This window comes from Bacillus halotolerans (assembly GCF_001517105.1).
GTDB classification, from domain to species: Bacteria; Bacillota; Bacilli; order Bacillales; family Bacillaceae; genus Bacillus; species Bacillus halotolerans.
In genome coordinates, this window is record NZ_LPVF01000009.1 from 286,923 (window position 1) to 313,697 (window position 26,775).

A 26,775-nucleotide genomic window follows, 5' to 3' on the forward strand; every position below is an offset into this window, starting at 1 on the left:
TACAGAAGCCTTTATAGATAGGCAGGGAGGAGAAATTCATGGAGGAAACGAAACAAGTTGGAAAAGGCATACTCTACGGCTTAATCGCTATTTTTTCAGCCATGCTCCTAACGAGTTTAGCCGTTTCACTTTTACTGACAGCAACCTCGCTTGAAGAATCATCATTCAACTGGCTGATCACCGCCGTATCATTTCTTTATTTATCGGCGGATTCATATCTGGCGGGAAAGGGAAGGAAAGAGGATGGCTGATTGGGGCATTGACTGCTTTAAGCTTTTCCTTGATTATTTTACTGTTTCAATATCTGGGATTCGGAAAAACATTTACAGCAGAACAGCTGCTCTTCCATCTTGGCTTTTTAGGCGTATGTATGCTTGGCGGCATTTTCGGAGTGAATTTGAGAGGAAGCAGATCTTCCTAATAAAAAAGAGCGGGGGTTACCCGCTCTTTTTTGTTTGCTATGTATGAACTCCTGCTGTTATTCAGCAGCAGAAGTTTCTCTGATCGCGCGGCGGTCGAAAGTAAGACGTGTGTTATCACCAGTCTTAATGACGACTTTGCTTTCGTCGATAGAGTCAACTGTACCGTGCAATCCACCGATTGTCACGACTGAATCGCCTTTTTTCAGTTCCTCCTGCATTCGACGCACAGCTTTTTGCTGCTTCTGCTGCGGACGGATCAGCAAGAAATAAAGAACCGCAAACATTAAAATAATAGGAACTAATGTACCTAAAGTACCTGTCATCTTTTTCCCCCCTTTCTGAAACAAACTTGCCATTATGGCTTTTTATATTAGAAGCTTTTCGCATTTGGCTTGTTATAGCCGTAACGCTCAAAGAACTCTTCTCTGAAATCACCCAGACGATCCTCGCGAATAGCCTGTCTTACCTGCTCCATTAAGTGTAACAGAAAATGAAGGTTATGGTAAGTTGTTAATCGGAGTCCAAACGTTTCATTGCAGCGAATCAAATGTCTGATATACGCCCGTGTGTAATTTTTACATGTGTAGCAATCACACTCTTCATCAATTGGACGGAAGTCTCTCTCAAATTTTGCGTTTTTCATATTGAGCCGGCCTTCAGCAGTAAACACCGTGCCGTTCCGTGCAATACGGGTAGGCAGCACACAGTCAAACATGTCTACTCCGCGGATCGCTCCGTCAATCAGAGCATCCGGAGAACCAACTCCCATCAGATACCTCGGCTTATCCTTCGGTAAAAGCGGTGTCGTAAATTCAAGCACCCGATTCATAACGTCTTTCGGTTCACCAACGGACAATCCACCTATAGCATATCCCGGAAAATCAAGGGAAATCAAGTCTTTCGCGCTTTGTGTACGCAAATCTTCGTATTCTCCCCCCTGAACAATACCAAACAGGCCTTGCTCGTCCTGCCGGGCATGGGCATTCAGGCAGCGTTCAGCCCAGCGGCTTGTCCGCTCAACTGACCGTTTCATGTAATCGTATTCTGCCGGATATGGCGGGCATTCGTCAAATGCCATCATAATATCAGAGCCGAGTGCGTTTTGGATCTCCATCGCTTTTTCCGGAGATAAAAACAGCTTATCTCCATTTAAGTGATTGCGGAAGTGAACGCCCTCTTCCTCTATATTACGAAACTTGCTTAATGAAAAGACCTGAAAACCGCCTGAATCTGTTAAAATTGCACGGTCCCAGTTCATAAATTTATGGAGTCCGCCCGCTTCTTTTACAATATCCTGTCCCGGGCGAAGCCATAGGTGATATGTGTTGCTTAATATGATGCCCGCGTCCATTTCCTTCAGCTCTTCAGGCGCCATTGTTTTAACTGTCGCCAGTGTGCCGACCGGCATAAAAACAGGCGTTTCAAAGGAGCCGTGGGGAGTATGCACTCTGCCCAGGCGCGCCCCTGTTTGTTTGCATTCTTTTATAAATTCATAGCGTATTGGTTGTTCAGCCACTTTTTATGAGGCCTCCTGTTCTCAATTTATATAATCAGCATTGCGTCGCCGAAGCTGAAGAAACGGTATTCTTCTTCAACCGCATGGTTATACGCACGCAGGACATTTTCTCTGCCTGCAAGCGCACTGACCAACATAATCAATGATGATTTCGGCAAATGAAAGTTTGTAATCATTCCGTCAATGGCTTTGAATTCATAGCCCGGATAAATAAAAATAGATGTCCATCCGCTTGATGCTTTAAATCGCCCATCATGTTCACCGGCAATCGTTTCAAGCGTGCGGGTTGAGGTCGTGCCGACAGAAACAATCCGTCCTCCCTTTTCCCTTACGCTGTTTAAAGCCGCGGCCGTTTCTTCTGACATTTGATAAAACTCTGCATGCATATTATGCTCTTCCACTTCATCGGCACTGACCGGACGAAACGTTCCGAGACCAACATGCAGTGTGATGAACTCAATCTGAACACCTTTGTCCTTCAGCTGCTCTAAAATGTCTTCTGTGAAATGAAGTCCGGCTGTAGGCGCAGCGGCAGATCCGATTTCTTTTGAAAACACCGTTTGGTAGCGCTCTCTGTCATCAAGCTGTTCCTTAATATATGGCGGAAGCGGCATTTCTCCGAGTGATTCCAGCACCTCGTAAAAAATACCGTCATATTGGAACTCAACTTTTCTGCCGCCATGCTCCAGCTCTTCCGTGCAGACAGCTTTTAATCTTCCGTCTCCAAAAGTTACAACGGTTCCTTTTTTTACCCGTTTTGCCGGTTTGACGAGCGTTTCCCACCTGTCACCGGCTTCTTGTTTCAGCAAAAGCAGTTCTACTTTTGCCCCCGTATCCTCTTTTGTTCCGAATAACCGGGCAGGCAAAACGCGGGTATTGTTCAGCACGAGACAATCCCCTTCTTTAAAGAAACTGATAATCTGTTTAAACGAGCTGTCTGTCAGCTCTCCTGTATGTTTATCAAGCACCATCAGCCTTGAAGCGTCACGCTGTTCCAATGGCACCTGTGCAATTAAACGTTCCGGAAGTTCAAAATCAAATAAATCAACTTTCATAATTTCACCTTTATTCTAGTCTTTTGTTATTTCATTCTGCCGAAAAGATTAAGCAAGATTGATAATACCACACTTATGATAATACAAGTGACAACCGGGAAGAAAAACGTCACATTTCCTTTTTTCACAAAAATATCTCCCGGCATCTTGCCGACAAAATGCAAAACCGCTCCGATAATAAGCAAAACAGCACCAAGAATCATAATGATCTTAGGAAATTCAGTCATATCGGGGAGCCTCCATTTGAAAATGATGATAAACGGCCGGTGTGACGATCCTTCCCCGCGGCGTTCTCTGGATAAAACCGATTTGCAGAAGATACGGTTCGTACACATCTTCAATCGTATGCGGTTCTTCGCCGATCGTTGCTGAAATCGTATCAAGCCCCACCGGACCGCCGTTAAATTTTTCGATCATTCCCATCAGCAGCTTGTGATCAATGTGATCCAAGCCAAGACGGTCGACTTGAAGCCGCTCCAAAGCGTCCTGAGAAATCTCTTCTGTAATCCGGCTGTCACCTAACACCTGTGCAAAATCCCGGACCCTTCTCAGCAGCCGGTTGGCCACCCGCGGCGTTCCTCTTGATCTTCTGGCAATCTCAAGCGCTGACGGCTGATCAATTTCAACCTCAAACACATCAGCCGTTCTCGCAACAATATCAGCAAGCTCTTCTTGTGTATAATATTCAAGCCGCGACATGACCCCGAATCGATCTCTTAACGGCGCCGTCAAAAGCCCTACTCTTGTCGTGGCGCCGACCAGTGTAAAAGGCGGAAGATCAAGACGGACTGAACGGGCAGAAGGCCCTTTTCCAATGACAATATCAAGACAAAAATCTTCCATTGCCGGATATAGCACCTCTTCAATCGATCTGTGCAGCCTATGTATCTCATCGATAAATAATACATCTCCCGGCTCAAGCGCCGTTAAGATCGCAGCCAAATCACCCGGCCTTTCAATCGCAGGTCCCGAAGTCGTCCGCAACTCCACTCCCATTTCGTTGGCAACAATGGAAGCAAGCGTCGTTTTTCCAAGCCCTGGCGGACCGTATAAAAGAACATGATCAAGCGTTTCCTGTCTCATTTTTGCGGCATCTATAAAAACACGCAAATTCTCTTTTACCTTATGCTGCCCGATGTATTGAACCAGGCGCTGAGGCCTCAGGCTTTGCTCTATCACTGATTCATGGTTGTCTGCTTCACTTGAGACGAGCCGTTCATCCATGAACATCACCTTACTTCAATAGTTTTTGTAATGCTTTTTTTACGTACTGGTCTGTTGTCAGACCAATATCCTCTTTTAAGTGAGGAAGTACCTTTTTGATTTCTTTTTCGGCATAACCAAGTACCCTGAGAGCCTCGAGTGCTTCTTCAAGCGCCGTTTCTGCCGTTTGTTTTTCAAGTCTTTCTTCATGATTGAACAGAGTTTCAATCATTTCAGGCACGACGTCAGCCAGCTTTCCTTTTAAATCAAGGATAATCTGGCGGGCAGTTTTTTTGCCGACACCCGGAAACTTGACTAAAAAGGCTTCATCTTCATTTTCAATTGCTTGAATGACCGCTCCCGGGTCACCTGATCCCAAAATGGCGAGTGCCCCTTTTGGACCGATTCCGGTCACATTTAACAGCTTTGTAAAGAGCGCTTTTTCCTCCCTTGTTGAAAAGCCGTATAGTAAAAACGCATCTTCTCTTACATGATGGTACGTAAAAATGGTTTCTTGACTTCTCTCCTTATATATAAACGGATTTGGCGTAAAAATCTGATAGCCGATGCCGCCGTTTTCTATCACAATATATTGGGGAGATACATAATCAATCGTCCCTTTAACAAATTCGATCACGAAAATTCACCTCTTTGACTGTTCTTCATTGTACCATAAAAACAGCCAAAGGCTTAAAGAAAAGTTAACATATGTTCGCTTCTCATTCATTGTTCCACGAAAAAAAAGACATGAGCACATGTCTTCAATCAGCAATGGTCACCCGCTGTACGTCTTGATATGTTCTATGACATCTTCAAACTCCGCTTTCGTCCGAAACGGAATGCCTTTTTCGAGATTTTTTTGCATATGGCTCTCCAGTCTTTCTAAGTCAATTTGAAAAAAAGATTGAATCGGTTCAGAATCCGACTCCGGCCGTCCATGAAAGGTGGAAATTACTCCGCTGTCAGAAACGCCGATATAACCATTCACCTTGCTGAGCGGAGAAATATCGTCCACCTGCTTCCGAAATAGAACGTACCCATTTTTATGTTCGACAAGCGTCCATCCCGCATAATCCGCCCAAAAGTCATCCATGGACAGCACCTTTTCACGCTTATGCTCGATGCTGACCTCTCCATCCAAATACACTTTTTCCAGCTGCACATGCACCTGCAGCGGTTCATAGTGCTCCACTTCCGACCCTGACGCGCGGGGAGCGCCCATTAGAAAAGCTGCGGCTGAGCATAAAATCCCCAGCAACAGATACGCAGTGCTAAATCGTTTCACCCTTTACACCTCTTTGCACACGTTTATGACTAGTCTGACCAAAGAGGCTACTGCTTAACCGTTTCCTCAAAATTTGTTTGCACATTTTTCCTGACAAGCTGTTCCTCTGGATACATATCGGCGTGCCGTTCTGAAATCGTCAGAAATTGTGTCATGAAAGCACTGAGAAAATATAATGCCGCAAAAATCCATATCACGCCGCCTGCGCCGAGCGGGCCGATAAAAAGGCTCACGATGCCGGGAGCAATAAAAGCGCACAGACCCGATCCCAGATTTAACACAGACATGGCAGCACCTTTGTTATCAGGCGCAAGCGTCGGCAAAAGCGCGCTTAATGGAACATATCCGGCCAGTGCCGCACCGTAGCAGCAGGCAATGATCATCAGCACCCAGTACTGATGCCCAATCAATTGCGGCGTGTAATAGAGCGCCAGTGTGAAAATGCCGCAGCCGACTCCGCCAAACCACATGACAGTATTGCGCCAGCCCAGTTTATCTCCGACCGCGCCGAAAATGATGTTAAATACAATGTTGACAAAAAACAGCGTCCCCCAGATTTGCAGCCATTCTGAAACAGAATAGCCGTAACGCGCCAAATAGGTCGGAAGAAATATGGCAAATCCGAATTGTCCGAGAGCATTAATTGTCTTGACTACGCCGCCGATGCCGACTTTAGGATTTTCAAACATAATTGTAAACGCCTTCGACAGCTCTTTCCATTTCGGCTGATCTTGTTTATGTGCAGGCATAAATTTATCTTTATTAAAAAACAGTGCGAGAACTCCGCCTGCTGCCACAAATAGTAAAGCGCTCCAAAGCGTATTAATTTCTCCAATCGCCGGAACCGCATAGCTCGAATAAAACGGTCCAAGCACGTTCAGGCCGCACGTAAACATAAACCAAAACCAGCCGACGGCTTTACCAAGGATTTGCTGAGAGGTGCTGTATGATACCCATACAAGAAACGAGTATGCAAACAGCGGGTACCCCAAGCCCCTGAGCGCGTAGCTGCCCAAGAGAGCCGGATAGTACATATGAGGAATCGCCCAGCCGATAAAAGCAACCGAACCGAGGATAAAAGCAAGTAAACCGACCGTCATCGTCTTTCTTGGCCCCCAAGTCTGGACAAAGGTTCCTGATAGCCAAGCCGAAATCGTGACAGCAATGCCATACACCGTAAACAGCGAAGCAGATTGCTGCATACTGAGACCGTGATCAACAAGAAAAGGAGACAGCCATCCTTGCTCAAGTCCGTCTCCAACCATAAAGATGACCACACCAATATAACCCCAAAGCATGTGAGAAGGGATTCCGATTTTGTTTAAACCATTTCCTTTAGCATGTGCTGTATTCATGATTTCCACCGCCTACTTTTATAAAGTATCAATGGAATGTATATACCCAAGCTTGCTGTATTGTAATCCCTTTATCTGAATATTAAAAAACAATTTTCTCAGTATGTTCAATGCTGACAGGCATGCCTAAAGCGAGCGACTGCTGAGCCGCCCTTGCTATTCGTTCCGCCTGAAAGCCGTCATCGCCGGTGCAGGCAGTCTCCCGATCGGTTTTGATCGCATCTGCAAACTGAAGAATCTCTTCTGTATAGGCTTCCTTATAGCGTTCAAGAAAAAAGAAATGCGGTTTATCCTTCATGACAAAGTCAGCCGTTGACACTTCTACCGTCGTCGGCCTGCTGTTGTCCGCTGCTGCCGAGCCTTTCGTGCCGAAAACCTCGACCCGCTGGTCATATCCGTACACAGCTTGACGGCTGTTGTCTATCACACCCATGGCACCGTTTGCAAATGTCAAGGTAATGACAGCCGTATCAATGTCCCCCAGCTCTGCAAAGGACGGATTCACCAAAGCCGCTCCTTTTGCATACACTTCCGTCACTTCACTTCCCATGATGTATCTCGCCATATCAAAATCGTGAATCGACATATCGATAAATAAGCCGCCTGATGTGCGGACATAATCCACATTTGGGGGTTCAGGGTCCCGTGACGTAATTTTTAATAAATGAGGCGTGCCGATTTCACCATTTGAGACAATGGTTTTGATTTTCTTAAAATGAGGGTCGAAACGGCGGTTAAATCCGACTTGCAGCTTAACCCCATGTTTCCGCACGGCCGCAAGTGCCTCCTTCGTTTCATCGGGAGAAAAACTGATTGGTTTTTCACAAAAAATATGTTTTTTCGCCTCAGCCGCTTCTCTGATGATTTGCGCATGTGTGTTTGTTGGCGAACAGATAAATACAGCGTCAATATCAGGATCAAGTAATAAATCTCTATAGTCAGCGGTTATGTATTCAATGTGGTGACTGGCGGCCCAATCCTGCAAACAGCTTGCAGAAATATAAGAAACCGCTTTTATTTTGATATGAGGAATCCGATGTATATTTTGAACATGAAGTTTGCCGATGCGCCCTGCACCGATCATTCCTGTCACCATCTGTTTCGTCATAGCGTGTTCCCCCTTGATAGTTTACGAAAGCGCTTTATTTAAAATTAATAGTATCCCATTTGTAAGCGCTTTTCAAGGAGTGGAATAAACGTTTTCATGTCTCTTTTATCACAATCAAAGCTTATAGGTAGCCTTCTTTCCCAAGACCAGATACACTATATTTAGGCTCTTTTTCCTGAACAGTTTTGGATTTTCCTATAAACAACTGCATAAAATAGAGCAAAGAAGGTGAATGAAATGCTGACAAAAGCAGAGGCACTGGCCCATTCAGTCATATACCGCCAAAACAGCAGATTTGATAAAGTCAAAGAGAAACCCGAGGAATTAACATTGATCGGCAAGGGACGAAGCGCCTATGTGTTTGCCATAACAGAAGGTGACCGGAAAATGGCGCTGAAGGTATTTTTTCCGGAGTATCAAGCGACAGCCGTCAAAGAAGCAGCGATTTATGAAAAATTAGCCGGATCCGCATTCTACCCTGACATTTATGAAACTGGTGATTCATTTATTTTAATGGAATATATTAAAGGCGATACCTTTTACAACTGCCTGAAAAAAGGCATCGCGATCAGCGACGATATGATTCAGCAGGTAGAGGACGCACTTTCTGACGCCCGTGCAGCCGGCCTCAACCCGTCAGACATTCATTTGCGCAATCTGATTCTGACAGAATCCGGAGCAGTGCGGGTTATTGATGTTGCGAGATTTGAACAAACGAAAACGTGCACGCAGTGGGACGATTTAAAAACGGCGTATCATACGCTTTATAAAAAGCCGATTTTCCCGAAAAAAATCCCGGGCTTTTGGCTTGAGGTTATTGCTTTTTTATATAAAAAAGATTGGTTTCAGAAGCACTTTGCACAACGGAAAAGAAAATATTCTTCATAAAAAAGGCAGCCGCATAAGCGGCTGCCTTTATCATTTTATTTTTACTTTCTGACAGCAGAAATTAATTTCATTTGTTCAGGCGACAGCTTGATGCGATACCCTCTCACACTCAAATAAACCGCTTCTGAGTTCTTTTCGCTGGAATGACAATATGTGTTTTCCATTTCTGTCTCCTCCACCCTTTATCTATTTTCTTTTATCATACCTGCGCTTTATTGAGGAAATTTTAAAGAAATGTAAAGATCGTATAAAATCCGTGATGTGGTAAAATGAGAGAAAAAAGGGAGATAGTCACATCAAAACACGCAGTAAAGTCCTTCTTATAATATTCTCATGTCTTCTGTTCTTCGGCGGTGCCGTCTATTGGATGTTTTTTTCACTGAAAAATGTTCCGAAAGGCAGCCTCGTACAATCAGTGGCATCGCCTGACGGAAGCTATACGCTAAACACTTATGTATCTAAAAATACCTTAAGCTCAGATGCCGCCAGAGGCGAACTCGTGAATGAAAAAACACTTGTCAAAAAAACAATCTATTGGAATTATCCTGACAGCAGACCATCTGTTAAATGGTTGAACTACAATACAGTAAAAATCGGCAGCCAGACTTTACATCTCGATATCGATGAAACTTATGATTGGCGAAAGGATGATCATTGGATTCGTGAGGAACCGCCGCAAGCATCAGTGAGGTGAGATAATGAAAGATCCTTATCGTTTGCCTTTTATATACACAATGAGCTTGGCTATTTATTTCTCAAGGACTGTTTCACAATTGCTTTCCACATGCCTTTATAAACAGAAGCGCGGCGTACTTCATACGCTGCGCTTTTTTCACCACATTCTCCCCTCTCATGATCATTACACGTTATATAATGTGACAGATTGATTGTAAAAATAGTTCAATTAACCCAAAATCCTCTTTATAAATGCAATCGAAACGACGTGAGGAGGAAGCTTGATGGCAGATTTTGTTGCTGGTTTAAACGCGGTCTTATGGAGTACACCCGTCATTTATATTTTATTAGGAATTGGATTGATCTTTTCTATTGTGACCCGTTTTTTACAAGTCAGACACATCAAGGAAATGATTGTGCTGATGTTTCAAGGCAAGAGCTCAGAGGCAGGGGTATCTTCGTTTCAAGCATTATCAATTGCGCTGTCCGGCAGGGTGGGGACCGGAAACATCGCAGGTGTGGCAACAGCAATTGCGTTCGGCGGACCCGGCGCGGTGTTCTGGATGTGGGCCATTGCTTTTATCGGTGCTTCAAGCGCCTTTGTTGAATCTACTCTTGCCCAAATTTATAAAGTGAAACAAGGCGGCCAATATCGAGGCGGACCCGCTTATTATATAGAAAAAGGATTAGGCATTAAGTGGTTTGCTGTTTTATTTGCGGCTGCGGCCCTTATTGCAATGGCTCTCCTTATGCCAGGGGTCCAGTCCAACTCCATTGCGACGGGCGTCCAAAATGCATTCGGCATCTCTCCTGCCATTACTGGCTGTTTTCTTGTTCTCTTATTAGGTTTTATCATTTTCGGAGGTGTAAAACGCATCGCCAGTGCCGCACAAATGATTGTCCCGTTTATGGCAGTCGGATACATTCTGCTCTCTCTGATCATCATTGTGATGAATATTTCTGAACTGCCTGCTGTCATTTCTTTGATTTTCAGAAGCGCTTTCGCGTTAGATTCTGCATTCGGCGGTCTCATCGGCATGGCCATTTCATGGGGCGTCAAACGAGGCATTTATTCAAACGAAGCCGGACAAGGAACAGGCCCTCATCCCGCTGCCGCCGCAGAGGTATCTCATCCGGTAAAGCAAGGATTGGTTCAGGCATTTTCTGTTTATATCGACACTTTATTTGTATGTTCCGCTACAGCATTCATGATTTTATTTACCGGTATGTACAATACACAGGCTGCCGACGGTTCATTTATTGTCAATCACCTGAAAGGTGTAGAAGCTGGACCGGGCTTCACTCAGGCCGCCATTGACAGTGTGCTGCCCGGCTTTGGTGCAGGCTTTGTCGCTATTGCTTTGTTCTTCTTCGCTTTTACAACCATTATGGCTTATTACTACATCGCTGAAACAAATATCGCATATTTAGCGAGAGGCGGAGAAAGCAAATGGGCAATGCTCGGCTTAAAACTGATCATTTTAGCCGCGACATTCTACGGTGCTGTCAAAACCGCTACACTTGCTTGGGCATTAGGTGACGCGGGACTTGGCATTATGGTTTGGCTGAACGTCATTGCCATTGTTTTGCTCGCCAAGCCGGCGCTTATTGCGTTAAAGGATTATGAGCAACAGAAGAAACAAGGCTTAGACCCAGTCTTTGATCCTAAAGCTCTCGGCATCAAAAACGCTGATTTCTGGGAGAAAGAATACACACACGAAAATGAGCGCGTCTCTTAAGACGAAAAAGACCGGCCTGAGATCACTTCGCGCCGGTCATTTTTATATTACTGGTAATTTGTATACACTGCCTGAACATCCTCATCGTCTTCAAGCGCATCAATCAATTTATCCAGTTTTTCAACAGCCTCATCATCAGCATCTGCATATGTTTTCGGAATCATGGTTACTTCAGCTGAATCGACTGGATAATTTGCTTCAAGTGCTGTTTTTACCTCTTCAAAACGTTCAGGCGCTGTTAATACCTCAAAGTATTCATCCTCTGTCTGCAGCTCTTCGCCGCCCGCTTCTATGACATCAAGCATCAGATCATCCTCTTCTATTTGCCGATGTGTACGGTCAATTGCAATGTACCCCTTCCGCTCAAATAAAAATGCCACACATCCGCTTTCTCCGAGACTTCCGCCGTTTTTATTGAAAGCTGTCCGCACATTTGTCGCCGTACGGTTTTTATTATCAGTTAAGCACTCCACCATGACGGCAACCCCTGAGGGGCCGTAGCCTTCATAGGTGATTTCCTCGTAGCTGCTGCCGTCCTGGCTTCCTGCGGCTTTTTTTAGGGCACGGTCTATATTATCGTTTGGCATATTGGCGCCTTTTGCTTTTTCAATCACAAGCCTCAATGCTGAGTTTGCTTCAGGATCGGCTCCGCCTTGCTTTGCTGCCACATAGATTTCTTTAGCAAGCTTCATAAACACTTTTCCGCGCTTTGCGTCTTGCGCATTTTTTCTTTTTTGGATGTTTTTCCACTTAGAATGGCCAGCCATGCTTTCACCTTCCTTGATATTTCTATGTACACTTTAATGGGTTTTGCAAGCCGTTGTAAAGAAAAAGACCGCCGGGAATCACTCTCCGGCGGCCTTCTTAGTCCTAGCGTCTGTTCATTTTATGAAGTCTTGTGAACAGTCCTTTATCTGTAGATACTTGAACGTCACGGCCATCCGCATAGTTTCGTGCGGCTTTTTTGACATTTTGCCTGTCAGACTGTGTGAAATCAGCGTGGCTTCTGACTGCGATGACTACTTTGTCATCCGTTACCATCACTTGTGTGTCGTTGACGTTTTTCACTTGTTTTACACGATTGGCGATTTTTGCGGCAAGTCTTCTGTTCTCTTGGTTGTCATACCCGTTGTTGTTCGTCCCATTTCGGTTCATGTTTCTGTTATTTGTGTTGTTATATGTTCCGTCAGTTGCCAATGGGACGCGATCATCTGCAGTAACACGGTCGTTTACATTGGTTGTGTTTCGGTCACGGCCGTTCTGGCCGTTCTGGTCCTCCATCAATTCAGAGACCGGGCCGTCGTGATCCATCCCGTCTCCCTGTCTGTCAGCGTTATTCTCATTTGTATAATATCCGATTGGACGGGTATTGCCGTTATTACCGTTATTACGAGTATCATTAAGGGCATCATTATTTGCGCCGCATGCTGTTAATCCGGCTGTCATCAAAATGAGGCCTGCAATTGTTAACTTTCTACCCAATGGAAAAACCCCCCGAGGACTGATTGAGCATGTTGTGCTCGTTTTTATCATGTGCATCAGGGAGATATGTTAAGCGTGTCAGTTATGACCATTCGACGATTGTAAGGCAATACAAAAAAAGGAACGATTCACATCGTCCCGAACAATCATTCACTTTCTTCTTCCGGCCGTCCAAACATCTGGTTTGTTGAAGGCTGATTCGGCATGGAAGTTCCGGCTGCATACGGATTCGGATTTGCTCCTCCGTAAGGCATATAAGGAGTTCCATATGCTCCTCCCTGATAACCAGGTGCTGAGAAGTATGGCTGCTGGTCATCGTCACACCCGCAATCATCATGATCCTTAAATGGCGGCATATAACCATGTGCCACATTTGGCTGATAAGCACCCATCACTTGAGGAGCGCCATAATAAGGACCGTATGGCATATGCCCATAAGGAGATCCATAAGCCGGCGATGCATATTGAGGCGCGCCGTGCGAAGGCTGATATCCGTAATGTCCGTGATGGTTGTTTTCATGATGCTGGTTATCATATTCACCCGGATCATATTGCGAAGGTGATACAAAACTTGGCTGGAAGCCATAAGGCTGATGCATCGGAAATGCATGTGCAGGAAAGTATGGGTAGCACAGGCCGGATCCAGGCAGAACCGGTGAGATAGGAACCGGACATGGCACAAAATGGGCTGGATACGGATAGTATGGCTGAACTGCCGGCATATTCGGAACAGTGTGGTGGATGTTTTCTTCTTCCATACCGCCTACATCTGGCGCCTTAGGCGTATTAGGCATATTCGGATAATTTGCATTCTCCATATTACTCATTGCCTCCTGTTGTGGAAATTGATCTTGCATGTCATACATATGATCTATATTTCCGTCATGATGCTTTTTAGGCTCCTCCGGTTTAGGAGGTGACCAAGGCTGAAAAAGCTGATTCATATCATAATAATCGTTCACATCAGCTTCAGGATACACATTATCATGCAAATTTGGCATCGGCGGGACAAAAGGAACAGACTGCTTTTCTTTCGGTTTTGTGTCTTCTACGTCGACAACGGATTTAGGCTTCTCCTTGGAAAATGGGTGTTCTTGCTTCTCATCCCCGACTGCCGCCGGACTTTTGCCCGCTTTTATCTCTTTTCTGACTGGAACACCTCCAGACGGCACTTTTATTTTCATTCCAGGCATGATTAAATCTGGATTGCTGAGCTGCGTATTGAGTTTTTTTACTTCCTCAACATCAACTCCGTATTTTTCAGCTATTTTCCAGAGTGAATCGCCTTTTTGAACGATATGGATTTTCAACGTTTTCCCCTCCTATGCAAAACGTGAACAGTTCAGTTGTGATTACAATATGTTTCTTCACAACATATGCCTGATCAAAAGAAATTATGAGTACAGGAGGGGAAATATTTCTGATTTACGTGATGGAAAGCATCCGATTCAGCGCTAGAAGGGCATCGTCCTGAATGACTTTCGGCACTTTGATCACGCCTGCTGGTTCTCCTTTTTCTATTTGTTCTAAAGACCAGAGTAAATGCGGGAGGTCAATTCGATTCATCGTCAGACATGGACACATATCCGGATTGAGTGATTCAATTTGTTTGTCGGAATGCTCTTGAATCAGTCGCTGAACAAGATTCATTTCTGTACCGATTGCCCATTTGCTACCCGGCTGAGCGTGGCTGATTGCATCAATAATATATTTCGTTGATCCGCTGTCGTCACTTTGCATTACGACTTCATGGGAGCATTCAGGATGAACAATGATCCGGATGTCAGAATCTCGTTCTCTCAAATCATTTATATTTTTCACGGTGAATTTTTCATGAACAGAGCAGTGGCCTTTCCAAAGAATAACCTTGATATCGTTTTGTTCTGCCTCGTTCTCTAATTGATCTTGAATCGGGTCCCAGACAGCCATGTCCTCAAGCGGGATACCCAGTTCATAAGCGGTGTTCCTTCCTAAATGCTGATCAGGCAGAAATAAAATGCGTTTTTTCTGTGTAAACGCCCATTCAAGCACTTTTTTGGCATTGGAGGAGGTTACAGTCGCTCCGCCATGCTTTCCGACAAATGCCTTGATCTCCGCTGTAGAATTCACATAGGTTAATGGTATGATCGTGTCGCCGAATATATGCTGAAGTTTCTCCCACGCCCTGTTCGTCTGCTGCATGTCAGCCATATCAGCCATAGAACAGCCCGCTCTCATATCTGGCAGGATGACCGTTTGGTCCGTACCTGTCAGCATATCAGCGGTCTCTGCCATAAAATGCACGCCGCAAAACACAATATATTCCGCATCCTTATTTTTTCCGCCATTTGGGCAAGCTGGAGTGAATCGCCCGTTTGGTCAGCAAATTGAATCACTTCATCCTTTTGGTAATGATGGCCTGGAATAAACAACCTGCTCCCGAACTTTTCCTTAATGGCCGCAACACGTCTTTCCATCTCTTTCATTGACAGCCCTTTATAATGGTCAGGCATCATTTCAAATTGTTTGATTGCATCAAGAATTGACATAACCGCATTCCTCCACTGACTGATTTGTTAAAGCCACATCCATGCTGATATCTAAGCTTTTGACCGAATGAGTCAGAAATCCTAAGGAAATATAATTCACACCCGTCCCTCTAAAAGCGGGCAGTGATTCTAATGTAATTCCTCCGGAAGCTTCTGTTTTAATGTGATCCGGTGTGATATTTGCAAAATGGCGGACGGTGTCAGGCGGGCAATTGTCAAACATAATGACATCAGCTTCAGCAAGAATGGCTTCTCTGAGCTGCTCCTCAGATTCAATTTCCACTTCAATATTCACCATGTGCCCTGCCGCCTGCCGCGCTTTTTCACACGCCTTTACAATGGAACCGCAAGCTGCAATGTGATTATCTTTGATCATGATTCCGTCGTACAGGCCGAATCGATGGTTATATCCCCCTCCGACCCTGACCGCATATTTTTCGAGCATTCTTAACCCCGGCGTCGTTTTCCTTGTGTCACAAATCTTAATCTGTTCATCATCAAGCCGTTCAACAGCCTGCCTTGTCATCGTCGCAATACCCGACAGCCTTTGAATTAGATTTAATACGACCCTCTCTCCAGAAAGAAGAGCAGCGGCCGGCCCGCGTAAGACGGCAACCACATCACCCTTTCGCAAATGATCTCCATCTGTTTTGTATAAAAACACCTGAACCTTTTCATCTAATAAAGCAAAGCCTTCCTTAATCACCGCAGTTCCGGCGAAAATGCCGTCTGACTTTGCAACAATTGAGGCCTCACAGTTCTGTCCTTCAAAGATGGACTGTGATGTAAGATCTCCCGTCCCTATATCCTCATGAAAAAAGTGATTCAGCAATTTTTTCAGCTGTAAATGATTCATTTCTCCAAACCCCTTCATTTTTTCTCATTTTGGTTCCCTTTTTTGTATGGACAATTTGTTTTCCTTGCCAGCCTTCATCAGCCTGAGGAATATCTATTCGAAAATGCGCCCCCCTGCTTTCTTCCCGCAAGAGAGCAGACGAAGTCATCAGCTTTGCAACCTGCCACAAGTGAGAAAGCTCCAGCTGCGGAATTGTGATATCCTTCACATTTATCTTCTGAGATGGGAGCCCATAAAGCCAATTGCTCATCTCAATCAGTCTGTCTTTTTCTCTTACTATGGACATGTCGCTTGTCATTCTGTTTTGCAGTTCAGAAAGCTCGATATTCGGCACCTCATAAACTCCGCTGGTTTCACCTTTGAATTGACTATACCTGTTATCAGCCGGTTTTCTCATGATATGTTCTGCTGCTCTTTTACCAAACACTAGTGCCTCCAGCAAAGAATTGCTCGCAAGACGATTGGCTCCGTGTAAGCCGGTGCATGCTGTTTCCCCTATCGCGTAAAGCCCGGGTACAGTTGTTTCTCCCCACCGATTGACTGAAACGCCTCCCATTAAGAAATGCATTCCCGGCGCAACAGGTATTCTTCTTTTACGAATATCAACCCCTGCCTTTTGGCAAATAGAGGTGATTGTGGGAAAACGCACTTCGAAGTCAGAAATAGCGCTGCAATCGATATACACACGTTTTCCTTTTGCTATTTCTTCATGAATCACCCGCGAGACGACGTCCCGTGGTGCTAAATCCTCCAGCGGATGCCGTCCGGCCATAATACGGCGGCCATTTTGGTCTGTTATAAAACCGCCCTCACCTCTGACTGCCTCTGAAACAAGTCCACACGAGACGCCATTTTTGACTAGAAGTGTAGGATGAAACTGGGTAAACTCTAGATCAGTTAATTCCGCTCCGGCCCGGTAAGCAAGTGAAAGACCATCACCAGTGACAGATGGATCGTTCGTATGGTGCTGAAACAAGCTTCCGCATCCGCCAGCTGCAAGCACAACCTCATCCGCATGCCGCAAATTGATCCGGCCGCGGCTGTCTTTCGTCACTACACCGGCACAGCGCCCATTCTTCATCAGCAAATCAACCGCTGTTTCATTCTCGATGACTTCGATTTGGCTATTAATTTGTTTCAGCAAGTAATCAATGAGCATGCTGCCTGTAGCGTCTCCGCCCGCATGAAAAATGCGGTTGTGCGTGTGGGCTCCTTCCCTGCTGAGGCTGACTTTGCCTTGTTTATCCCGGTCAAATGGAAAGTCATTCTCCAAAAAATTCTCAATGATGGTTTTTCCATCAAGTAAAACGTCTGATACGATGTTTTGATCGTTATGTCCGCAGCCTGCATATAACGTATCCTCCATATGAGACGCAATCGAGTCATCTTTTGCATAAGCCGCCGCAATTCCGCCCTGTGCATGTCTTGAATTGCTGTTTTTTGTGCTTTTTTTCGTGATGACAGTCACCTGGTATGATGGCGGAAGTGCAGAAGCCAGGGCAAGTGCCGCCGCTCCAGAACCAATGACCGCAATCGTCTTTATAGACATATGCCACCTCCTGTTGTTTACACCTGTCTTGACACCTATATTTACACAACGGTAAAATAAACTCAAGAGTTTTTTTTATGAAGAACATATGGAGGAAAGACCGGATGATTTATTTAGATTATGCAGCAACCACGCCAATTTGCGAGGAAGCTCTGGACGTATTTCAGAAGCTCAGCATTGATATGTACGGGAATGCCAGCAGCTTGCATGACGCTGGGGGAAAAGCAAAGCATATATTGGAGTACTGCCGGGGGAAAATAGCTGACATAATCGGCGGAGAAACAGACGGTATATATTTTACAAGCGGCGGCACAGAATCCAATTTTCTTGCCATTCAATCATTGTTAAACGGCTTGCCAAAAACAAAAAGACATTTTATTACGACTGCCATGGAACATCAATCAATCCATAACTGTGCTGCTTTACTGCGGAATCATGGCTTTGACGTGACAATCATTAAGCCTAATGAGTACGGACTTATTACCGAGGAAATATTGGCAGCTCATATTCGCCCGGACACAGGCCTGGTTTCTATTCAGCATGCCAATTCAGAAACAGGAATTATTCAGCCCATTAAACACCTGTCATCGTATCTTCACAACAGGCAAATTCTTCTTCATTGTGATGCGGTACAAACATTCGGCAAACTGCCCATCCATACTGAAGAAATGGGGGTGGATGCTCTCTCTGTTTCCAGTCACAAAATTCACGGCCCTAAAGGAGCCGGAGCTGTCTATATTCGGCCGGACGTCAATTGGAAACCGGTGTACCCTGACACCGTTCATGAGAATGGGTTTCGAGCAGGCACGGTAAACGTACCGGGTATCGGTGCCTTTACAGCGGCTGCGGAGCTGATCGTAAGTGAAATGGAAAGTCAGATATCCCACAATCAAACGCTGAGACAATACTTTTTAGAACAAATCCGTATTCGGTCTCTCCCTGTAACCCTTGCGGCAGATGGTGCAAACACAGAATGTCTGCCCCATATTATCGGGTGTTTTTTTGGCTCATTTGAAGGACAATATGTTATGTTAGAATGTAATCGGAATAATATTTGCATTTCAACGGGCAGCGCTTGTTCTGCAGGCTATCACGGACCGTCTGAAACGATGAAAGCGTTAAGAAAAACAGAACAGGAAGCCCTGCAATTTATCCGCATCTCTTTCGGAAAAAACACAACAACTGAACAGCTGGATATGTTATTACATACGTTTACAGCGCTTTTGGAACAAAGGAAAGGAGAATATCATATTGACCGAAGAATTAAAGCTCTTGGGCGCCAATAGGCGTGAGCAGCTTCTTTTGTGGCTGAAGGAATCCACATCGCCGCTGACAGGAGGAGAGCTCGCCAAAAAAGCAAATGTTTCGAGACAGGTGATCGTTCAGGATATCTCGCTTTTAAAAGCGAGTAACGAGCCGATTATCGCCACAAGCCAAGGCTATGTCTATCTGGACGCCGCCGCTCAGAAGCATCAGCAGGCAGAAAGAATCATAGCGTGTCTGCACGGGCCTGAACGGACAGAAGAAGAATTGCAGCTCATCGTAGATGAAGGGGTAACTGTAAAAGACGTAAAAATCGAGCACCCTGTATACGGAGATTTAACTGCAGCGATCCAAGTCGGCACGCGAAAAGAAGTCAAACATTTCATCAAAAAAATCAATTCCACAAATGCCGCCTATTTATCACAGCTGACAGATGGTGTGCATCTTCATACACTGACAGCACCCGATGAACATCGCATCGATCAAGCCTGTCAAGCACTCGAAGAAGCCGGTATTTTGATTGAAGACTAAAAAAAGCCCTAATAGGGCTTTTTATAATTGATAAGATTGATATGTACCAAGCAGCTTTACTTTGCATCCGAGCGCTTCAAGCTCCTGCATAGCCCCAGGGATTAATATTTCATCAAACGCCTGTTCAATATCAATAATAAAGAAATAATTCCCTAACCCGGTTTTGGTCGGACGGGATTCGATTTTTGACAGGTTTAAGTTTCTCCAAGAAAAAGCAGACAGCACTCTATGCAGCGCTCCGGACTGATCATCCTGCGGAAGCGTCACCATCAGTGTTGTTTTTGGTCGTGAATTCAATTTTGAATTCACTTCAAAAGTTATATTTTCATCAGGAGACAGAATGACAAATCGCGTATGATTGTCTCTATAATCCTGTATATCCCGTTTTACGATTTTTAATTCGTATGTAGAAGCCGCCATTTCATTGGCAATCACCCCGATATTCAGCTCGGGATGGTCACTGACAAACTTTGCCGCCGCTCCGGTTGAATTGGCGTATTCATACGGCACGGAAGAAAAATGCCCATGGAGAAATTTATGGCACTGCGCAATCGCATGTGAGTGAGAATAAATTTTGTCTAGGTCCTTCCATGCATTTTCTCTGGAAGGATGAACGAGTAAGTGCTGATGAATCGGCAATGTCATTTCACCTACGATGGGCAGAGGCTGTTCATGTATTAAATAGTCTATTGTTAAGTTTACTGATCCTTCTAATGCGTTCTCTAAAGGAACAAAAGCAAAATCAACCTCACCTGCAACTGCCGCATCTATACATTCCGGTATCGTGCGGTAAGCAACATGCTCGGCGCCATTTTGGAAACAAGAACTGACTGCTAGATGTGTGAATGTAGCTTTTGGACCTAAATAACCGACTTTCATGACGATATTCTCTCCCCTTACGCTCCTGAACCTAATATTTCAACCTTTTCTACAAAATCAAACTTTCTCATCTTGTTCATTAATGTATGAATATCCTCTTCCATTGCAGATGTACTGATAGACAGCGTTACGTTTGCTCTCCCTTGAAGCGGGATAGTCTGGTGAATGGAAAGAACGTTGCTTCCAGAGTCAGCCACCGCCTGAAGGAGCTGAGATAACGCGCCTGAGCGATCCTCTAAATGAAAGAAAAGTGTGATAATTTGTTCTTTAACCATTGTATAAAAAGGGAAAACGGCATCTCTGTATTTATAAAATGCACTTCTGCTTAAATCCACCTTTTGAACGGCATCTGCCACTGATTCTGCTTTTTTTCGATCCAGCAGTTTTTTGACTTCCAATGTTTTTCTCATCGCATCAGGCAACACATCTTCACGGACAAGATAAAACGTCTCCTCTTTCACTTGCATCCCCCCTTTTGAAAATAGAGAGCCTGATATCCAGGCTCTCACCCATCATTAATCAATAAATTCAAATTCGAATTCAAGAAGTCTGATAATGTCTCCGTCTTTGGCCCCGCGTTCTCTGAGTGCTTCATCAACACCCATTCCCCGCATCTGTCTTGCAAATCGTTTAACAGATTCATCACGTGAGAAATCAGTCATCTTGAATAACCGCTCAAGACTGTCTCCTGAAAGCACAAAGACTCCGTCAGGATCTCGCGTAATGCTGAATGGCACTTCTTCATTCTCTATCGTGTACATGACGCGGTTTTGCGTAAGCTCTTCCTCGTCATACAGCGGGAATTCCGGAGTGTTTTCCAGCTGATTGGCGACTTCATACAGAAGCTCGCGAAGACCTTCTCTTGTCACTGCACTGACCGGGAACACCGGATAATCATCCGTCAGCTTTTCTTTAAACCCTTCAAGATTTTCCGCCGCCTGCGGCATGTCCATTTTATTTGCGACAATAATTTGCGGGCGCTCAGTGAGACGCAAATTGTACTCGCTCAATTCCTGATTAATCGTCACATAATCCTCATACGGATCGCGGCCTTCCAAGCCGGACATATCGATGACATGAACGATAACACGGGTCCGCTCAATATGGCGCAAAAATTGGTGGCCAAGCCCGACGCCTTGATGAGCCCCTTCAATCAGTCCAGGCAAATCGGCTATAACGAAGCTCCGTCCATCATCTGTTTCGACCATGCCAAGATTCGGAACAAGTGTCGTAAAATGATAATCCGCAATTTTCGGTTTTGCAGATGAAACGACGGACAACAAAGTCGATTTACCTACACTTGGGAACCCGACAAGCCCGACGTCTGCAAGCACTTTTAATTCAAGAACAACATAGCGTTCTTTTCCCGGTTCACCGTTTTCTGAGAGCTGAGGTGCCGGGTTCGCCGGTGTGGCAAAGCGTGAGTTCCCTCTTCCGCCTCTTCCGCCTCTTGCGATGACAGCCTGCTGTCCATGTTCGGTTAAATCGGCAATGACCTGTTTTGTATCATCGTCTGTCACAACAGTGCCAGGCGGAACTTTAATGACCATATCATCAGCATTTCGTCCATGCTGGTTTTTTGACATGCCATGCTCGCCGCGAATGGCTTTAAAGTGTTTTTTATATCTAAAATCCATAAGAGTACGGAGACCTTCGTCCACTTCAAAAACGACGTCTCCTCCTTTTCCGCCGTCGCCGCCGGCAGGGCCGCCTTTCGGCACATATTTTTCACGGCGAAACGCAACCATCCCGTTGCCTCCGTCGCCGCCTTTTACATACACTTTCACCTGATCTACAAACATAATGTCCTCCGTTCTAAACCGTTAAAAAACTCCGCTAGTTCAACCCAATTTCAATCAGACATTCGTGACTTGTGATCTCAAAACGCATGATATCAAAGTCCTCATATCCATTTTGCCGAAAATCGTCAAAGGCAGATATATCGGCAAAAGTGCCGTGAAAATCAAGGTAAAGAATCAGCTGTCTGTCAGGATGATCGGTTTGAAGCGAAACGGTTAAATGATTTTCACTGCCTCTAGTGACTGCTTGTTCAAACAGATCAAACAGCTTTCTCATCAGTTTCGCCAATTTTTGATCAAAAGCTGACAAATCCTTAATTTCCCCGAGAACTTCATATTCAAGTGTCATACATTGGGCTTTCCAATTAAACGTAAGAAAATCAAACGCTAAATGCGGTGTTTTCAGGTTTGAGAGCTTTGATTCGTGCTTAGCGTCTATCACCATTTCTTCAATGATTTCAAAGACGCGGTCATACTTCTGCAAGCTTAAGTTTCCTTTAATTAGCTGCAGCTTATTCATCCAATCATGCCGGGAATGGCCAAGAAGATGAATCAGTTCATTTGTTAAAGCCGTATCGCTTATATTTTCTTCTTGATTTTTTGAAACATCCTTCATTTTCGCACTCCCAATCATTTGATTTCTTATTTAGGAGTCTGTATAAGTGTGTATTATGAATTATAACAGAGAAGGCTTTGATAGAAAAACAATTGTTTTTCCCAGAAATATCATGTTCCTTTTTTCTGGCTTCGGTTGATTTTCAGCCAGGCAGAACATTTTATGTATTACTGCTTGGGGAACATATCCAGTGGGTTTGAGACATTCGTTCTCATTCTTGGCGGGGTCTGCTCGCACATACTCTGCATAACATTCTTGATGCTTACTCCGCATATTGCAAAAAAAACTCCAGTCATCATCGACCGGAGTTTTTGAATCATTATTGAGCTACAGGATATACGCTCACTTTTTTGCGGTCACGGCCGAAACGTTCGAATTTAACAGTTCCGTCGATTTTCGCAAAAAGAGTGTCATCTCCGCCGCGGCCCACGTTTTCACCTGGGTAAATTTTTGTTCCGCGTTGACGGTAAAGGATAGAACCGCCTGTTACGAATTGACCGTCAGCACGTTTAGCACCTAAACGTTTAGCCTCAGAGTCACGTCCGTTCTTTGTAGAACCTACTCCTTTTTTAGAAGCGAAAAACTGAAGATCTAATCTAAGCATGTAGCTCACCTCCTATATTATGTTTGTGGTCACACGCAAGTGATCTTTATAATCCCGCTCAATTGTCTCTAACGAAACAATCATGCCTTCAATCAGCAACTGAGCTTTTTGGCGCGCCTCCGGATCGAGAGATTCAGGGAGTTCAAAGTAGAAATAACCCCCATCTTCTCCTATATCAAGAAGCGGCTCGAAGCCCGCCAGCGCGATGACCGCGTTAACGGATCCAAACACAACGGCTGTTACTCCGGCACATACGAGATCTTGTCCATGTTCAGCAAAGTTGGCGTGACCCGTCATTTCAAAAGACAATAAGCTTTTGTCAGTACGGGACCGTCTGATTGTTGCCTGAATCATGCTTACGCGTTGATTTTTTCGATCGTCAATTTAGTGTAAGGCTGACGATGACCTTGTTTTTTATGAACGTTTTTCTTTGCTTTGTATCTGAAAACAGTGATTTTTTTCGCGCGGCCTTGTTTTTCAACTTTAGCCGTTACTGTTGCGCCTTCAACTGTAGGGTTGCCGACTTTCACGTTGTCTCCGCCAACAAACAAAACGTCTTCAAAAGTAACTGTTTCACCTGCTTCAGCAGCAAGTTTTTCGATGTAAACAGTTTGGCCTTCTTCAACTTTGATTTGTTTACCGCCTGTTTTAATGATTGCGTACATTCTCTGCACCTCCTATTAGACTAAGACTCGCCAGATACCAGGGGGCTGTAAAAGCTCTTAACACCTGTACTGAGCGGTTGTAGCAATGGTGCTACATCCATAACATTAAAAAATATATCAGAATACAAGGCGTTTGTCAATCGATTTTAATAAGGGAGCAGCAGCTCTTCCATGGAGGAATTTGTCCGCTTATCAGCAAAGTAGGCATGCAGCACTTCATTCTCATCCAGCTGGCTTAGCTTCTCTCCGGATTTTTCTATAATAATGGGATGCTTGCAGCCTCGTTTGAATTCCGCCATGACATGATAGACTTTGTCCTCAGCATTAACGGTAAGCGGAAGCAATTTTTCAAGCTCGCGGTTTTTCCCATAATATCTTTCCAAGAGAAACCTCAAATGGATGTAGTGTCTTTGCCTGTACTCCTCAAACAGAGAAACAGCCAGAAAGACAAACAAAACCCATGCGCTGATTTGCAGAGGAACCGCAAATAAAACCCAGCATGCGAGAAGCAGGCAGCACACAAGTGAAGTCTTTAGATTCAGCCGGTGCGCTTTTTGAAAAGACAGATGCTTTGAAAAAATTAAAAATAACAGCTTGCCGCCATCAAGCGGCCAAATCGGCAGCAGATTCACAAATAAAATAGATAGATTATAAAATGTAAACAGTTCAAAGGTCTGCTGATCAATTATTGAGAGGCCTGCAATCATCCAAGCCGCAAGCTGGAGCCAAATGTGCTGAAGAGGTCCGGCAATAATCACCGCAAACTCTTCCTTTAACGGCCGATTTCCGTGCTCTTCCACTTCAACTGTTCCTCCAAATGGCAGCAAAAAAACACGCTTGATTCTCCAAGAAAAAAACACGGCCAGAGCGGCATGCCCCAGCTCATGGATCAGAACAATCACAAGCAAACACAGCAATGCTTTCATATGCCCTGTAATCAGCCCCAGCGCCATGATAATCCAAAGAAAAGGATGAACATGAATTTTCAAGATGAGGTCAAGCCATTTATTCAAATGAGATCACCTGAATCGGATCAATAAATTTATCGCCGTCTTTCATGGCAAAATAATAGAGCCCTTTGTTATGATCATCGAGTTTAATCGAACCGAGCTTTTTGCCTTTATCTACAAAATCATATAAAGCGACATCCACATCTTTCAGTTCGCCATAAATGCTGTAGGTATTGTCAGCATGCTGCACTTTCACTGTCAGCCCCGTCTCACCGTCTTTACTGACTTCAACAACATAGCCTTCTTTTATACAATCGATTGTATCGCTGCTTGTTTCGACTTTAATGCCTTCCCCGTTGTCCTGAAAATCCTGCTGAACTTTACCAGATGCGGGTGCGACGAGATCCTGACCCACTTCAACCTGCTGTTCCTTATTTTTCTTTTCAGGAGCGAGAAATGCAAGCGGGCTGCCAAATTTCGTTTCAAACCAATGGCTTGCTGAAGCAAATTGAAATTCTGTTTCGAAGGTTTGTGCAACGACCGGCTTGATCTGGCTGACGGGTCCAATATTTGTTTTATAGGCTATGGCAGAAACAAGAACAAGGCAGGCCGATAGAAGACATTTCAGAATAATTGAGTCTGTTTTCACCAAAGGGTATCTTCCGCTGAAATTCGAATTGCCATCTTCATATACCGGGAGTATTCCATGTTTTTCTTGATCAGACATCATGACCCAAGACGGCGGTTTTTGCTTTTCGGAACCTGTCTGAGTAGGGAAACGTTTTGAGCCGGAAACCTGTTTCCTTCTTTTCTCTAATCGTTTTCTGATTTCATCTGCTCTGTGACTCATTGCCATCATCCTTTGCATTCGTTGGGTTTGTACATCATATGTCTTGTCCATGGCAATTATTCGATTTACCTTCAGCACAGAGCAGTCAGAAACAAAAAAACCTGACACAGCATTTGCTTTGTCAGATTCTTCTCTTTTATTCTATGAAGTTATGATCTTACTCCGAAAAATGACTTAATCTTAGCCATCATTCCCTTGTTTTGCTCTTCAAGCACCTGCAAAGGAACAGATTCGCCTAAAATGCGGCGGGCAATATTGCGATATGCGATGGAAGCGCGGTTTTTCGGGTCCATTGCAATCGGTTCGCCATGGTTAGATGCCTTAATCACTTCATCATCATCGGCAACGATACCGAGCAAATCAATCGACAAATGCTGAACGATTTCATCGATATCCATCGTGTCACCGTTTTTCATCAGGTGATTTCTGATTCTGTTTACAACGAGCCGCGGCGGTTCAATATTTTCTTCTTGCTCCAAAAGCCCTATAATGCGATCAGCATCTCGCACAGCTGAAATTTCAGGCGTTGTGACCACTACCGCCTTGTCAGCCCCGGAAACGGCGTTTTTGTATCCTTGCTCAATTCCTGCGGGGCAGTCTATGATGACATAATCAAATTCCTGCTTGAGCTCTTGGACCATAGTTTTAATTTGTTCAGGAGCAACAGCCGTTTTATCGCTCGTTTGAGCAGCGGGCATTAAATAGAGCAAATCATCAAAACGTTTATCCTTTACGAGCGCCTGATGCATTTTACATCTGCCCTCTACAACGTCTACGAGATCATAAATAATTCTATTTTCAAGACCCATTACTACATCCAGGTTGCGCAGTCCTATATCAGTATCTACTAAACATACACGCTTCCCTAAAATGGCTAAGGCGGTACCGAGGTTAGCAGATGTTGTTGTTTTACCTACTCCGCCTTTTCCCGAAGTTATTACGATAGCCTCACCCAAT

Annotated in this window: 31 protein-coding genes, 2 pseudogenes and 1 other annotated feature; of the genes and pseudogenes, 7 read left to right on the forward strand and 26 right to left on the reverse strand. The window is 44.6% G+C overall.

Going from position 1 to position 26,775, the window contains the following annotated elements; all coding sequences use genetic code 11:
• Positions 1-38: 38 nt before the first annotated feature.
• A pseudogene (locus AU387_RS09130) lies at positions 39-421 on the forward strand (TIGR04086 family membrane protein).
• 57 nt (positions 422-478) lie between these two features.
• On the opposite strand, the gene yajC reads toward AU387_RS09130, so the two are convergent.
• From yajC to iolG, 9 genes are all read right to left on the reverse strand, one after another.
• Positions 479-745: a preprotein translocase subunit YajC gene (gene yajC, locus AU387_RS09135; RefSeq protein WP_024122325.1), complete on the reverse strand. Its 267-nt coding sequence runs from the start codon at positions 743-745 to the stop codon at positions 479-481.
• Positions 746-792: 47 nt separating this feature from the next.
• Positions 793-1,938: a tRNA guanosine(34) transglycosylase Tgt gene (gene tgt, locus AU387_RS09140; RefSeq protein WP_059335514.1), complete on the reverse strand. Its 1,146-nt coding sequence runs from the start codon at positions 1,936-1,938 to the stop codon at positions 793-795.
• A gap of 26 nt (positions 1,939-1,964) precedes the next feature.
• Entirely contained in the window at positions 1,965-2,993 is a 1,029-nt protein-coding gene (queA, locus tag AU387_RS09145; protein WP_059335515.1) for a tRNA preQ1(34) S-adenosylmethionine ribosyltransferase-isomerase QueA, read from the reverse strand.
• Between the two features lie 26 nt (positions 2,994-3,019).
• Positions 3,020-3,220 (reverse strand): DUF2905 domain-containing protein, encoded by a 201-nt coding sequence (locus tag AU387_RS09150; protein ID WP_003222669.1) that lies wholly within the window; start codon positions 3,218-3,220, stop codon positions 3,020-3,022.
• Positions 3,213-4,217, reverse strand: coding sequence for a Holliday junction branch migration DNA helicase RuvB (gene ruvB / locus AU387_RS09155; protein WP_059335516.1), 1,005 nt, complete (start codon positions 4,215-4,217; stop codon positions 3,213-3,215). Before ruvB ends, AU387_RS09150 begins: the two co-directional genes overlap by 8 nt.
• A 10-nt stretch (positions 4,218-4,227) precedes the next feature.
• Positions 4,228-4,833, reverse strand: coding sequence for a Holliday junction branch migration protein RuvA (gene ruvA, locus AU387_RS09160; RefSeq protein ID WP_044154216.1), 606 nt, complete (start codon positions 4,831-4,833; stop codon positions 4,228-4,230).
• A gap of 138 nt (positions 4,834-4,971) precedes the next feature.
• A complete protein-coding gene (locus AU387_RS09165) occupies positions 4,972-5,481 on the reverse strand; it encodes an intercompartmental signaling factor BofC (RefSeq protein ID WP_044154215.1) in 510 nt (169 codons plus the stop codon).
• 47 nt (positions 5,482-5,528) lie between these two features.
• Positions 5,529-6,836 carry an MFS transporter gene (locus tag AU387_RS09170; protein WP_059335517.1) on the reverse strand — a complete coding sequence of 436 codons (1,308 nt, stop codon included), beginning with the start codon at positions 6,834-6,836 and terminating at the stop codon, positions 5,529-5,531.
• Between the two features lie 82 nt (positions 6,837-6,918).
• Positions 6,919-7,944, reverse strand: coding sequence for an inositol 2-dehydrogenase (gene iolG / locus AU387_RS09175; RefSeq protein WP_059335518.1), 1,026 nt, complete (start codon positions 7,942-7,944; stop codon positions 6,919-6,921).
• Positions 7,945-8,181: 237 nt separating this feature from the next.
• Here iolG and AU387_RS09180 point away from each other — a divergent pair, with 237 nt between their 5' ends.
• Positions 8,182-8,832 carry a phosphotransferase gene (locus tag AU387_RS09180; RefSeq protein ID WP_024122334.1) on the forward strand — a complete coding sequence of 217 codons (651 nt, stop codon included), beginning with the start codon at positions 8,182-8,184 and terminating at the stop codon, positions 8,830-8,832.
• A 41-nt stretch (positions 8,833-8,873) separates the two neighbouring features.
• On the opposite strand, the gene AU387_RS21585 is transcribed toward AU387_RS09180, so the two are convergent.
• The gene (locus tag AU387_RS21585) at positions 8,874-8,996 is read right to left on the reverse strand and encodes a hypothetical protein (protein ID WP_063623044.1); all 123 of its coding nucleotides are present in this window, start codon (positions 8,994-8,996) and stop codon (positions 8,874-8,876) included.
• Between the two features lie 176 nt (positions 8,997-9,172).
• Between AU387_RS21585 and AU387_RS21590 the strand changes: the two genes are divergently transcribed.
• Together AU387_RS21590 and AU387_RS09190 are read left to right on the forward strand one after the other, a co-directional pair.
• Positions 9,173-9,526: a DUF5412 family protein gene (locus AU387_RS21590; RefSeq protein ID WP_232460803.1), complete on the forward strand. Its 354-nt coding sequence runs from the start codon at positions 9,173-9,175 to the stop codon at positions 9,524-9,526.
• A gap of 265 nt (positions 9,527-9,791) precedes the next feature.
• Entirely contained in the window at positions 9,792-11,246 is a 1,455-nt protein-coding gene (locus AU387_RS09190; protein ID WP_059335519.1) for an alanine/glycine:cation symporter family protein, read from the forward strand.
• A gap of 47 nt (positions 11,247-11,293) precedes the next feature.
• On the opposite strand, the gene AU387_RS09195 is transcribed toward AU387_RS09190, so the two are convergent.
• The 6 genes and pseudogenes from AU387_RS09195 to nadB all read right to left on the reverse strand — a co-directional run bounded on the left by AU387_RS09195 (position 11,294) and on the right by nadB (position 17,661).
• Positions 11,294-12,013 (reverse strand): YebC/PmpR family DNA-binding transcriptional regulator, encoded by a 720-nt coding sequence (locus AU387_RS09195; RefSeq protein WP_059335520.1) that lies wholly within the window; start codon positions 12,011-12,013, stop codon positions 11,294-11,296.
• Positions 12,014-12,116: 103 nt separating this feature from the next.
• Complete coding sequence (locus tag AU387_RS09200) at positions 12,117-12,728, reverse strand: YhcN/YlaJ family sporulation lipoprotein (protein ID WP_059335521.1); 612 nt, start codon at positions 12,726-12,728, stop codon at positions 12,117-12,119.
• Between the two features lie 146 nt (positions 12,729-12,874).
• On the reverse strand, positions 12,875-14,038 hold the full coding sequence (safA, locus tag AU387_RS09205) for a spore coat assembly protein SafA (protein ID WP_059335522.1): 1,164 nt from the start codon (positions 14,036-14,038) through the stop codon (positions 12,875-12,877).
• A gap of 115 nt (positions 14,039-14,153) precedes the next feature.
• Positions 14,154-15,256, reverse strand: a pseudogene (nadA, locus tag AU387_RS09210) (quinolinate synthase NadA).
• A complete protein-coding gene (gene nadC, locus AU387_RS09215; RefSeq protein ID WP_059335523.1) occupies positions 15,243-16,112 on the reverse strand; it encodes a carboxylating nicotinate-nucleotide diphosphorylase in 870 nt (289 codons plus the stop codon). The pseudogene nadA and the gene nadC overlap by 14 nt, the downstream one beginning before the upstream one ends.
• A complete protein-coding gene (nadB, locus tag AU387_RS09220) occupies positions 16,066-17,661 on the reverse strand; it encodes an L-aspartate oxidase (protein WP_059335524.1) in 1,596 nt (531 codons plus the stop codon). The genes nadC and nadB overlap by 47 nt, the downstream gene beginning before the upstream one ends.
• Positions 17,662-17,765: 104 nt before the next feature.
• Between nadB and AU387_RS09225 the strand changes: the two genes are divergently transcribed.
• Positions 17,766-18,947, forward strand: coding sequence for an IscS subfamily cysteine desulfurase (locus tag AU387_RS09225; protein WP_059335525.1), 1,182 nt, complete (start codon positions 17,766-17,768; stop codon positions 18,945-18,947).
• Positions 18,913-19,455, forward strand: a complete 543-nt coding sequence (locus AU387_RS09230) for a transcription repressor NadR (protein ID WP_059293490.1) — start codon at positions 18,913-18,915, stop codon at positions 19,453-19,455. The genes AU387_RS09225 and AU387_RS09230 overlap by 35 nt, the downstream gene beginning before the upstream one ends.
• 21 nt (positions 19,456-19,476) lie before the next feature.
• On the opposite strand, the gene pheA is transcribed toward AU387_RS09230, so the two are convergent.
• The 4 genes from pheA to AU387_RS09250 are packed head-to-tail and all read right to left on the reverse strand — an operon-like array spanning position 19,477 to position 22,749.
• Positions 19,477-20,334: a prephenate dehydratase gene (gene pheA / locus AU387_RS09235; protein ID WP_059335526.1), complete on the reverse strand. Its 858-nt coding sequence runs from the start codon at positions 20,332-20,334 to the stop codon at positions 19,477-19,479.
• Positions 20,335-20,351: 17 nt separating this feature from the next.
• A complete protein-coding gene (thrR, locus tag AU387_RS09240) occupies positions 20,352-20,795 on the reverse strand; it encodes a transcriptional regulator ThrR (RefSeq protein WP_010335153.1) in 444 nt (147 codons plus the stop codon).
• Between the two features lie 54 nt (positions 20,796-20,849).
• On the reverse strand, positions 20,850-22,136 hold the full coding sequence (gene obgE / locus AU387_RS09245; RefSeq protein WP_044154184.1) for a GTPase ObgE: 1,287 nt from the start codon (positions 22,134-22,136) through the stop codon (positions 20,850-20,852).
• A 34-nt stretch (positions 22,137-22,170) separates the two neighbouring features.
• Positions 22,171-22,749 carry a sporulation initiation phosphotransferase B gene (locus AU387_RS09250; protein WP_044154182.1) on the reverse strand — a complete coding sequence of 193 codons (579 nt, stop codon included), beginning with the start codon at positions 22,747-22,749 and terminating at the stop codon, positions 22,171-22,173.
• A 77-nt stretch (positions 22,750-22,826) separates the two neighbouring features.
• Between AU387_RS09250 and AU387_RS21595 the strand changes: the two genes are divergently transcribed.
• Positions 22,827-22,949 carry a hypothetical protein gene (locus AU387_RS21595; RefSeq protein WP_125825434.1) on the forward strand — a complete coding sequence of 41 codons (123 nt, stop codon included), beginning with the start codon at positions 22,827-22,829 and terminating at the stop codon, positions 22,947-22,949.
• Positions 22,950-23,068: 119 nt separating this feature from the next.
• Here AU387_RS21595 and rpmA read toward each other — a convergent pair whose 3' ends face one another.
• The 6 genes from rpmA to minD all read right to left on the reverse strand — a co-directional run bounded on the left by rpmA (position 23,069) and on the right by minD (position 26,774).
• Positions 23,069-23,353, reverse strand: coding sequence for a 50S ribosomal protein L27 (gene rpmA / locus AU387_RS09260; protein WP_003222623.1), 285 nt, complete (start codon positions 23,351-23,353; stop codon positions 23,069-23,071).
• A 12-nt stretch (positions 23,354-23,365) separates the two neighbouring features.
• On the reverse strand, positions 23,366-23,707 hold the full coding sequence (locus AU387_RS09265) for a ribosomal-processing cysteine protease Prp (protein WP_059335527.1): 342 nt from the start codon (positions 23,705-23,707) through the stop codon (positions 23,366-23,368).
• Between the two features lie 2 nt (positions 23,708-23,709).
• Positions 23,710-24,018, reverse strand: coding sequence for a 50S ribosomal protein L21 (gene rplU, locus AU387_RS09270; RefSeq protein WP_010330275.1), 309 nt, complete (start codon positions 24,016-24,018; stop codon positions 23,710-23,712).
• A gap of 13 nt (positions 24,019-24,031) precedes the next feature.
• Positions 24,032-24,107: a sequence feature (ribosomal protein L21 leader region), on the reverse strand.
• Between the two features lie 57 nt (positions 24,108-24,164).
• Positions 24,165-25,031 carry a M50 family metallopeptidase gene (locus AU387_RS09275; RefSeq protein WP_059335528.1) on the reverse strand — a complete coding sequence of 289 codons (867 nt, stop codon included), beginning with the start codon at positions 25,029-25,031 and terminating at the stop codon, positions 24,165-24,167.
• Positions 25,024-25,818 (reverse strand): peptidoglycan DD-metalloendopeptidase family protein, encoded by a 795-nt coding sequence (locus AU387_RS09280; RefSeq protein WP_059335529.1) that lies wholly within the window; start codon positions 25,816-25,818, stop codon positions 25,024-25,026. Before AU387_RS09280 ends, AU387_RS09275 begins: the two co-directional genes overlap by 8 nt.
• A 149-nt stretch (positions 25,819-25,967) precedes the next feature.
• Positions 25,968-26,774 (reverse strand): septum site-determining protein MinD, encoded by an 807-nt coding sequence (gene minD, locus AU387_RS09285; protein ID WP_024122353.1) that lies wholly within the window; start codon positions 26,772-26,774, stop codon positions 25,968-25,970.
• Position 26,775 lies beyond the last annotated feature (1 nt).

What these genes read in the sequence shown, in the direction of transcription:
- yajC (WP_024122325.1), bottom strand. Translation starts at nt 745, where the DNA reads ATGACAGGTACTTTAGGTACATTAGTTCCTATTATTTTAATGTTTGCG.
- queA (WP_059335515.1), bottom strand. Translation starts at nt 2,993, where the DNA reads ATGAAAGTTGATTTATTTGATTTTGAACTTCCGGAACGTTTAATTGCA.
- AU387_RS09150 (WP_003222669.1), bottom strand. Translation starts at nt 3,220, where the DNA reads ATGACTGAATTTCCTAAGATCATTATGATTCTTGGTGCTGTTTTGCTT.
- ruvB (WP_059335516.1), bottom strand. Translation starts at nt 4,217, where the DNA reads ATGGATGAACGGCTCGTCTCAAGTGAAGCAGACAACCATGAATCAGTG.
- AU387_RS09170 (WP_059335517.1), bottom strand. Translation starts at nt 6,836, where the DNA reads ATGAATACAGCACATGCTAAAGGAAATGGTTTAAACAAAATCGGAATC.
- iolG (WP_059335518.1), bottom strand. Translation starts at nt 7,944, where the DNA reads ATGACGAAACAGATGGTGACAGGAATGATCGGTGCAGGGCGCATCGGC.
- AU387_RS09180 (WP_024122334.1), top strand. Translation starts at nt 8,182, where the DNA reads ATGCTGACAAAAGCAGAGGCACTGGCCCATTCAGTCATATACCGCCAA.
- AU387_RS21585 (WP_063623044.1), bottom strand. Translation starts at nt 8,996, where the DNA reads ATGGAAAACACATATTGTCATTCCAGCGAAAAGAACTCAGAAGCGGTT.
- AU387_RS09190 (WP_059335519.1), top strand. Translation starts at nt 9,792, where the DNA reads ATGGCAGATTTTGTTGCTGGTTTAAACGCGGTCTTATGGAGTACACCC.
- AU387_RS09195 (WP_059335520.1), bottom strand. Translation starts at nt 12,013, where the DNA reads ATGGCTGGCCATTCTAAGTGGAAAAACATCCAAAAAAGAAAAAATGCG.
- nadC (WP_059335523.1), bottom strand. Translation starts at nt 16,112, where the DNA reads ATGAATCATTTACAGCTGAAAAAATTGCTGAATCACTTTTTTCATGAG.
- nadB (WP_059335524.1), bottom strand. Translation starts at nt 17,661, where the DNA reads ATGTCTATAAAGACGATTGCGGTCATTGGTTCTGGAGCGGCGGCACTT.
- AU387_RS09225 (WP_059335525.1), top strand. Translation starts at nt 17,766, where the DNA reads ATGATTTATTTAGATTATGCAGCAACCACGCCAATTTGCGAGGAAGCT.
- pheA (WP_059335526.1), bottom strand. Translation starts at nt 20,334, where the DNA reads ATGAAAGTCGGTTATTTAGGTCCAAAAGCTACATTCACACATCTAGCA.
- obgE (WP_044154184.1), bottom strand. Translation starts at nt 22,136, where the DNA reads ATGTTTGTAGATCAGGTGAAAGTGTATGTAAAAGGCGGCGACGGAGGC.
- AU387_RS09250 (WP_044154182.1), bottom strand. Translation starts at nt 22,749, where the DNA reads ATGAAGGATGTTTCAAAAAATCAAGAAGAAAATATAAGCGATACGGCT.
- rpmA (WP_003222623.1), bottom strand. Translation starts at nt 23,353, where the DNA reads ATGCTTAGATTAGATCTTCAGTTTTTCGCTTCTAAAAAAGGAGTAGGT.
- AU387_RS09265 (WP_059335527.1), bottom strand. Translation starts at nt 23,707, where the DNA reads ATGATTCAGGCAACAATCAGACGGTCCCGTACTGACAAAAGCTTATTG.
- rplU (WP_010330275.1), bottom strand. Translation starts at nt 24,018, where the DNA reads ATGTACGCAATCATTAAAACAGGCGGTAAACAAATCAAAGTTGAAGAA.
- AU387_RS09280 (WP_059335529.1), bottom strand. Translation starts at nt 25,818, where the DNA reads ATGAGTCACAGAGCAGATGAAATCAGAAAACGATTAGAGAAAAGAAGG.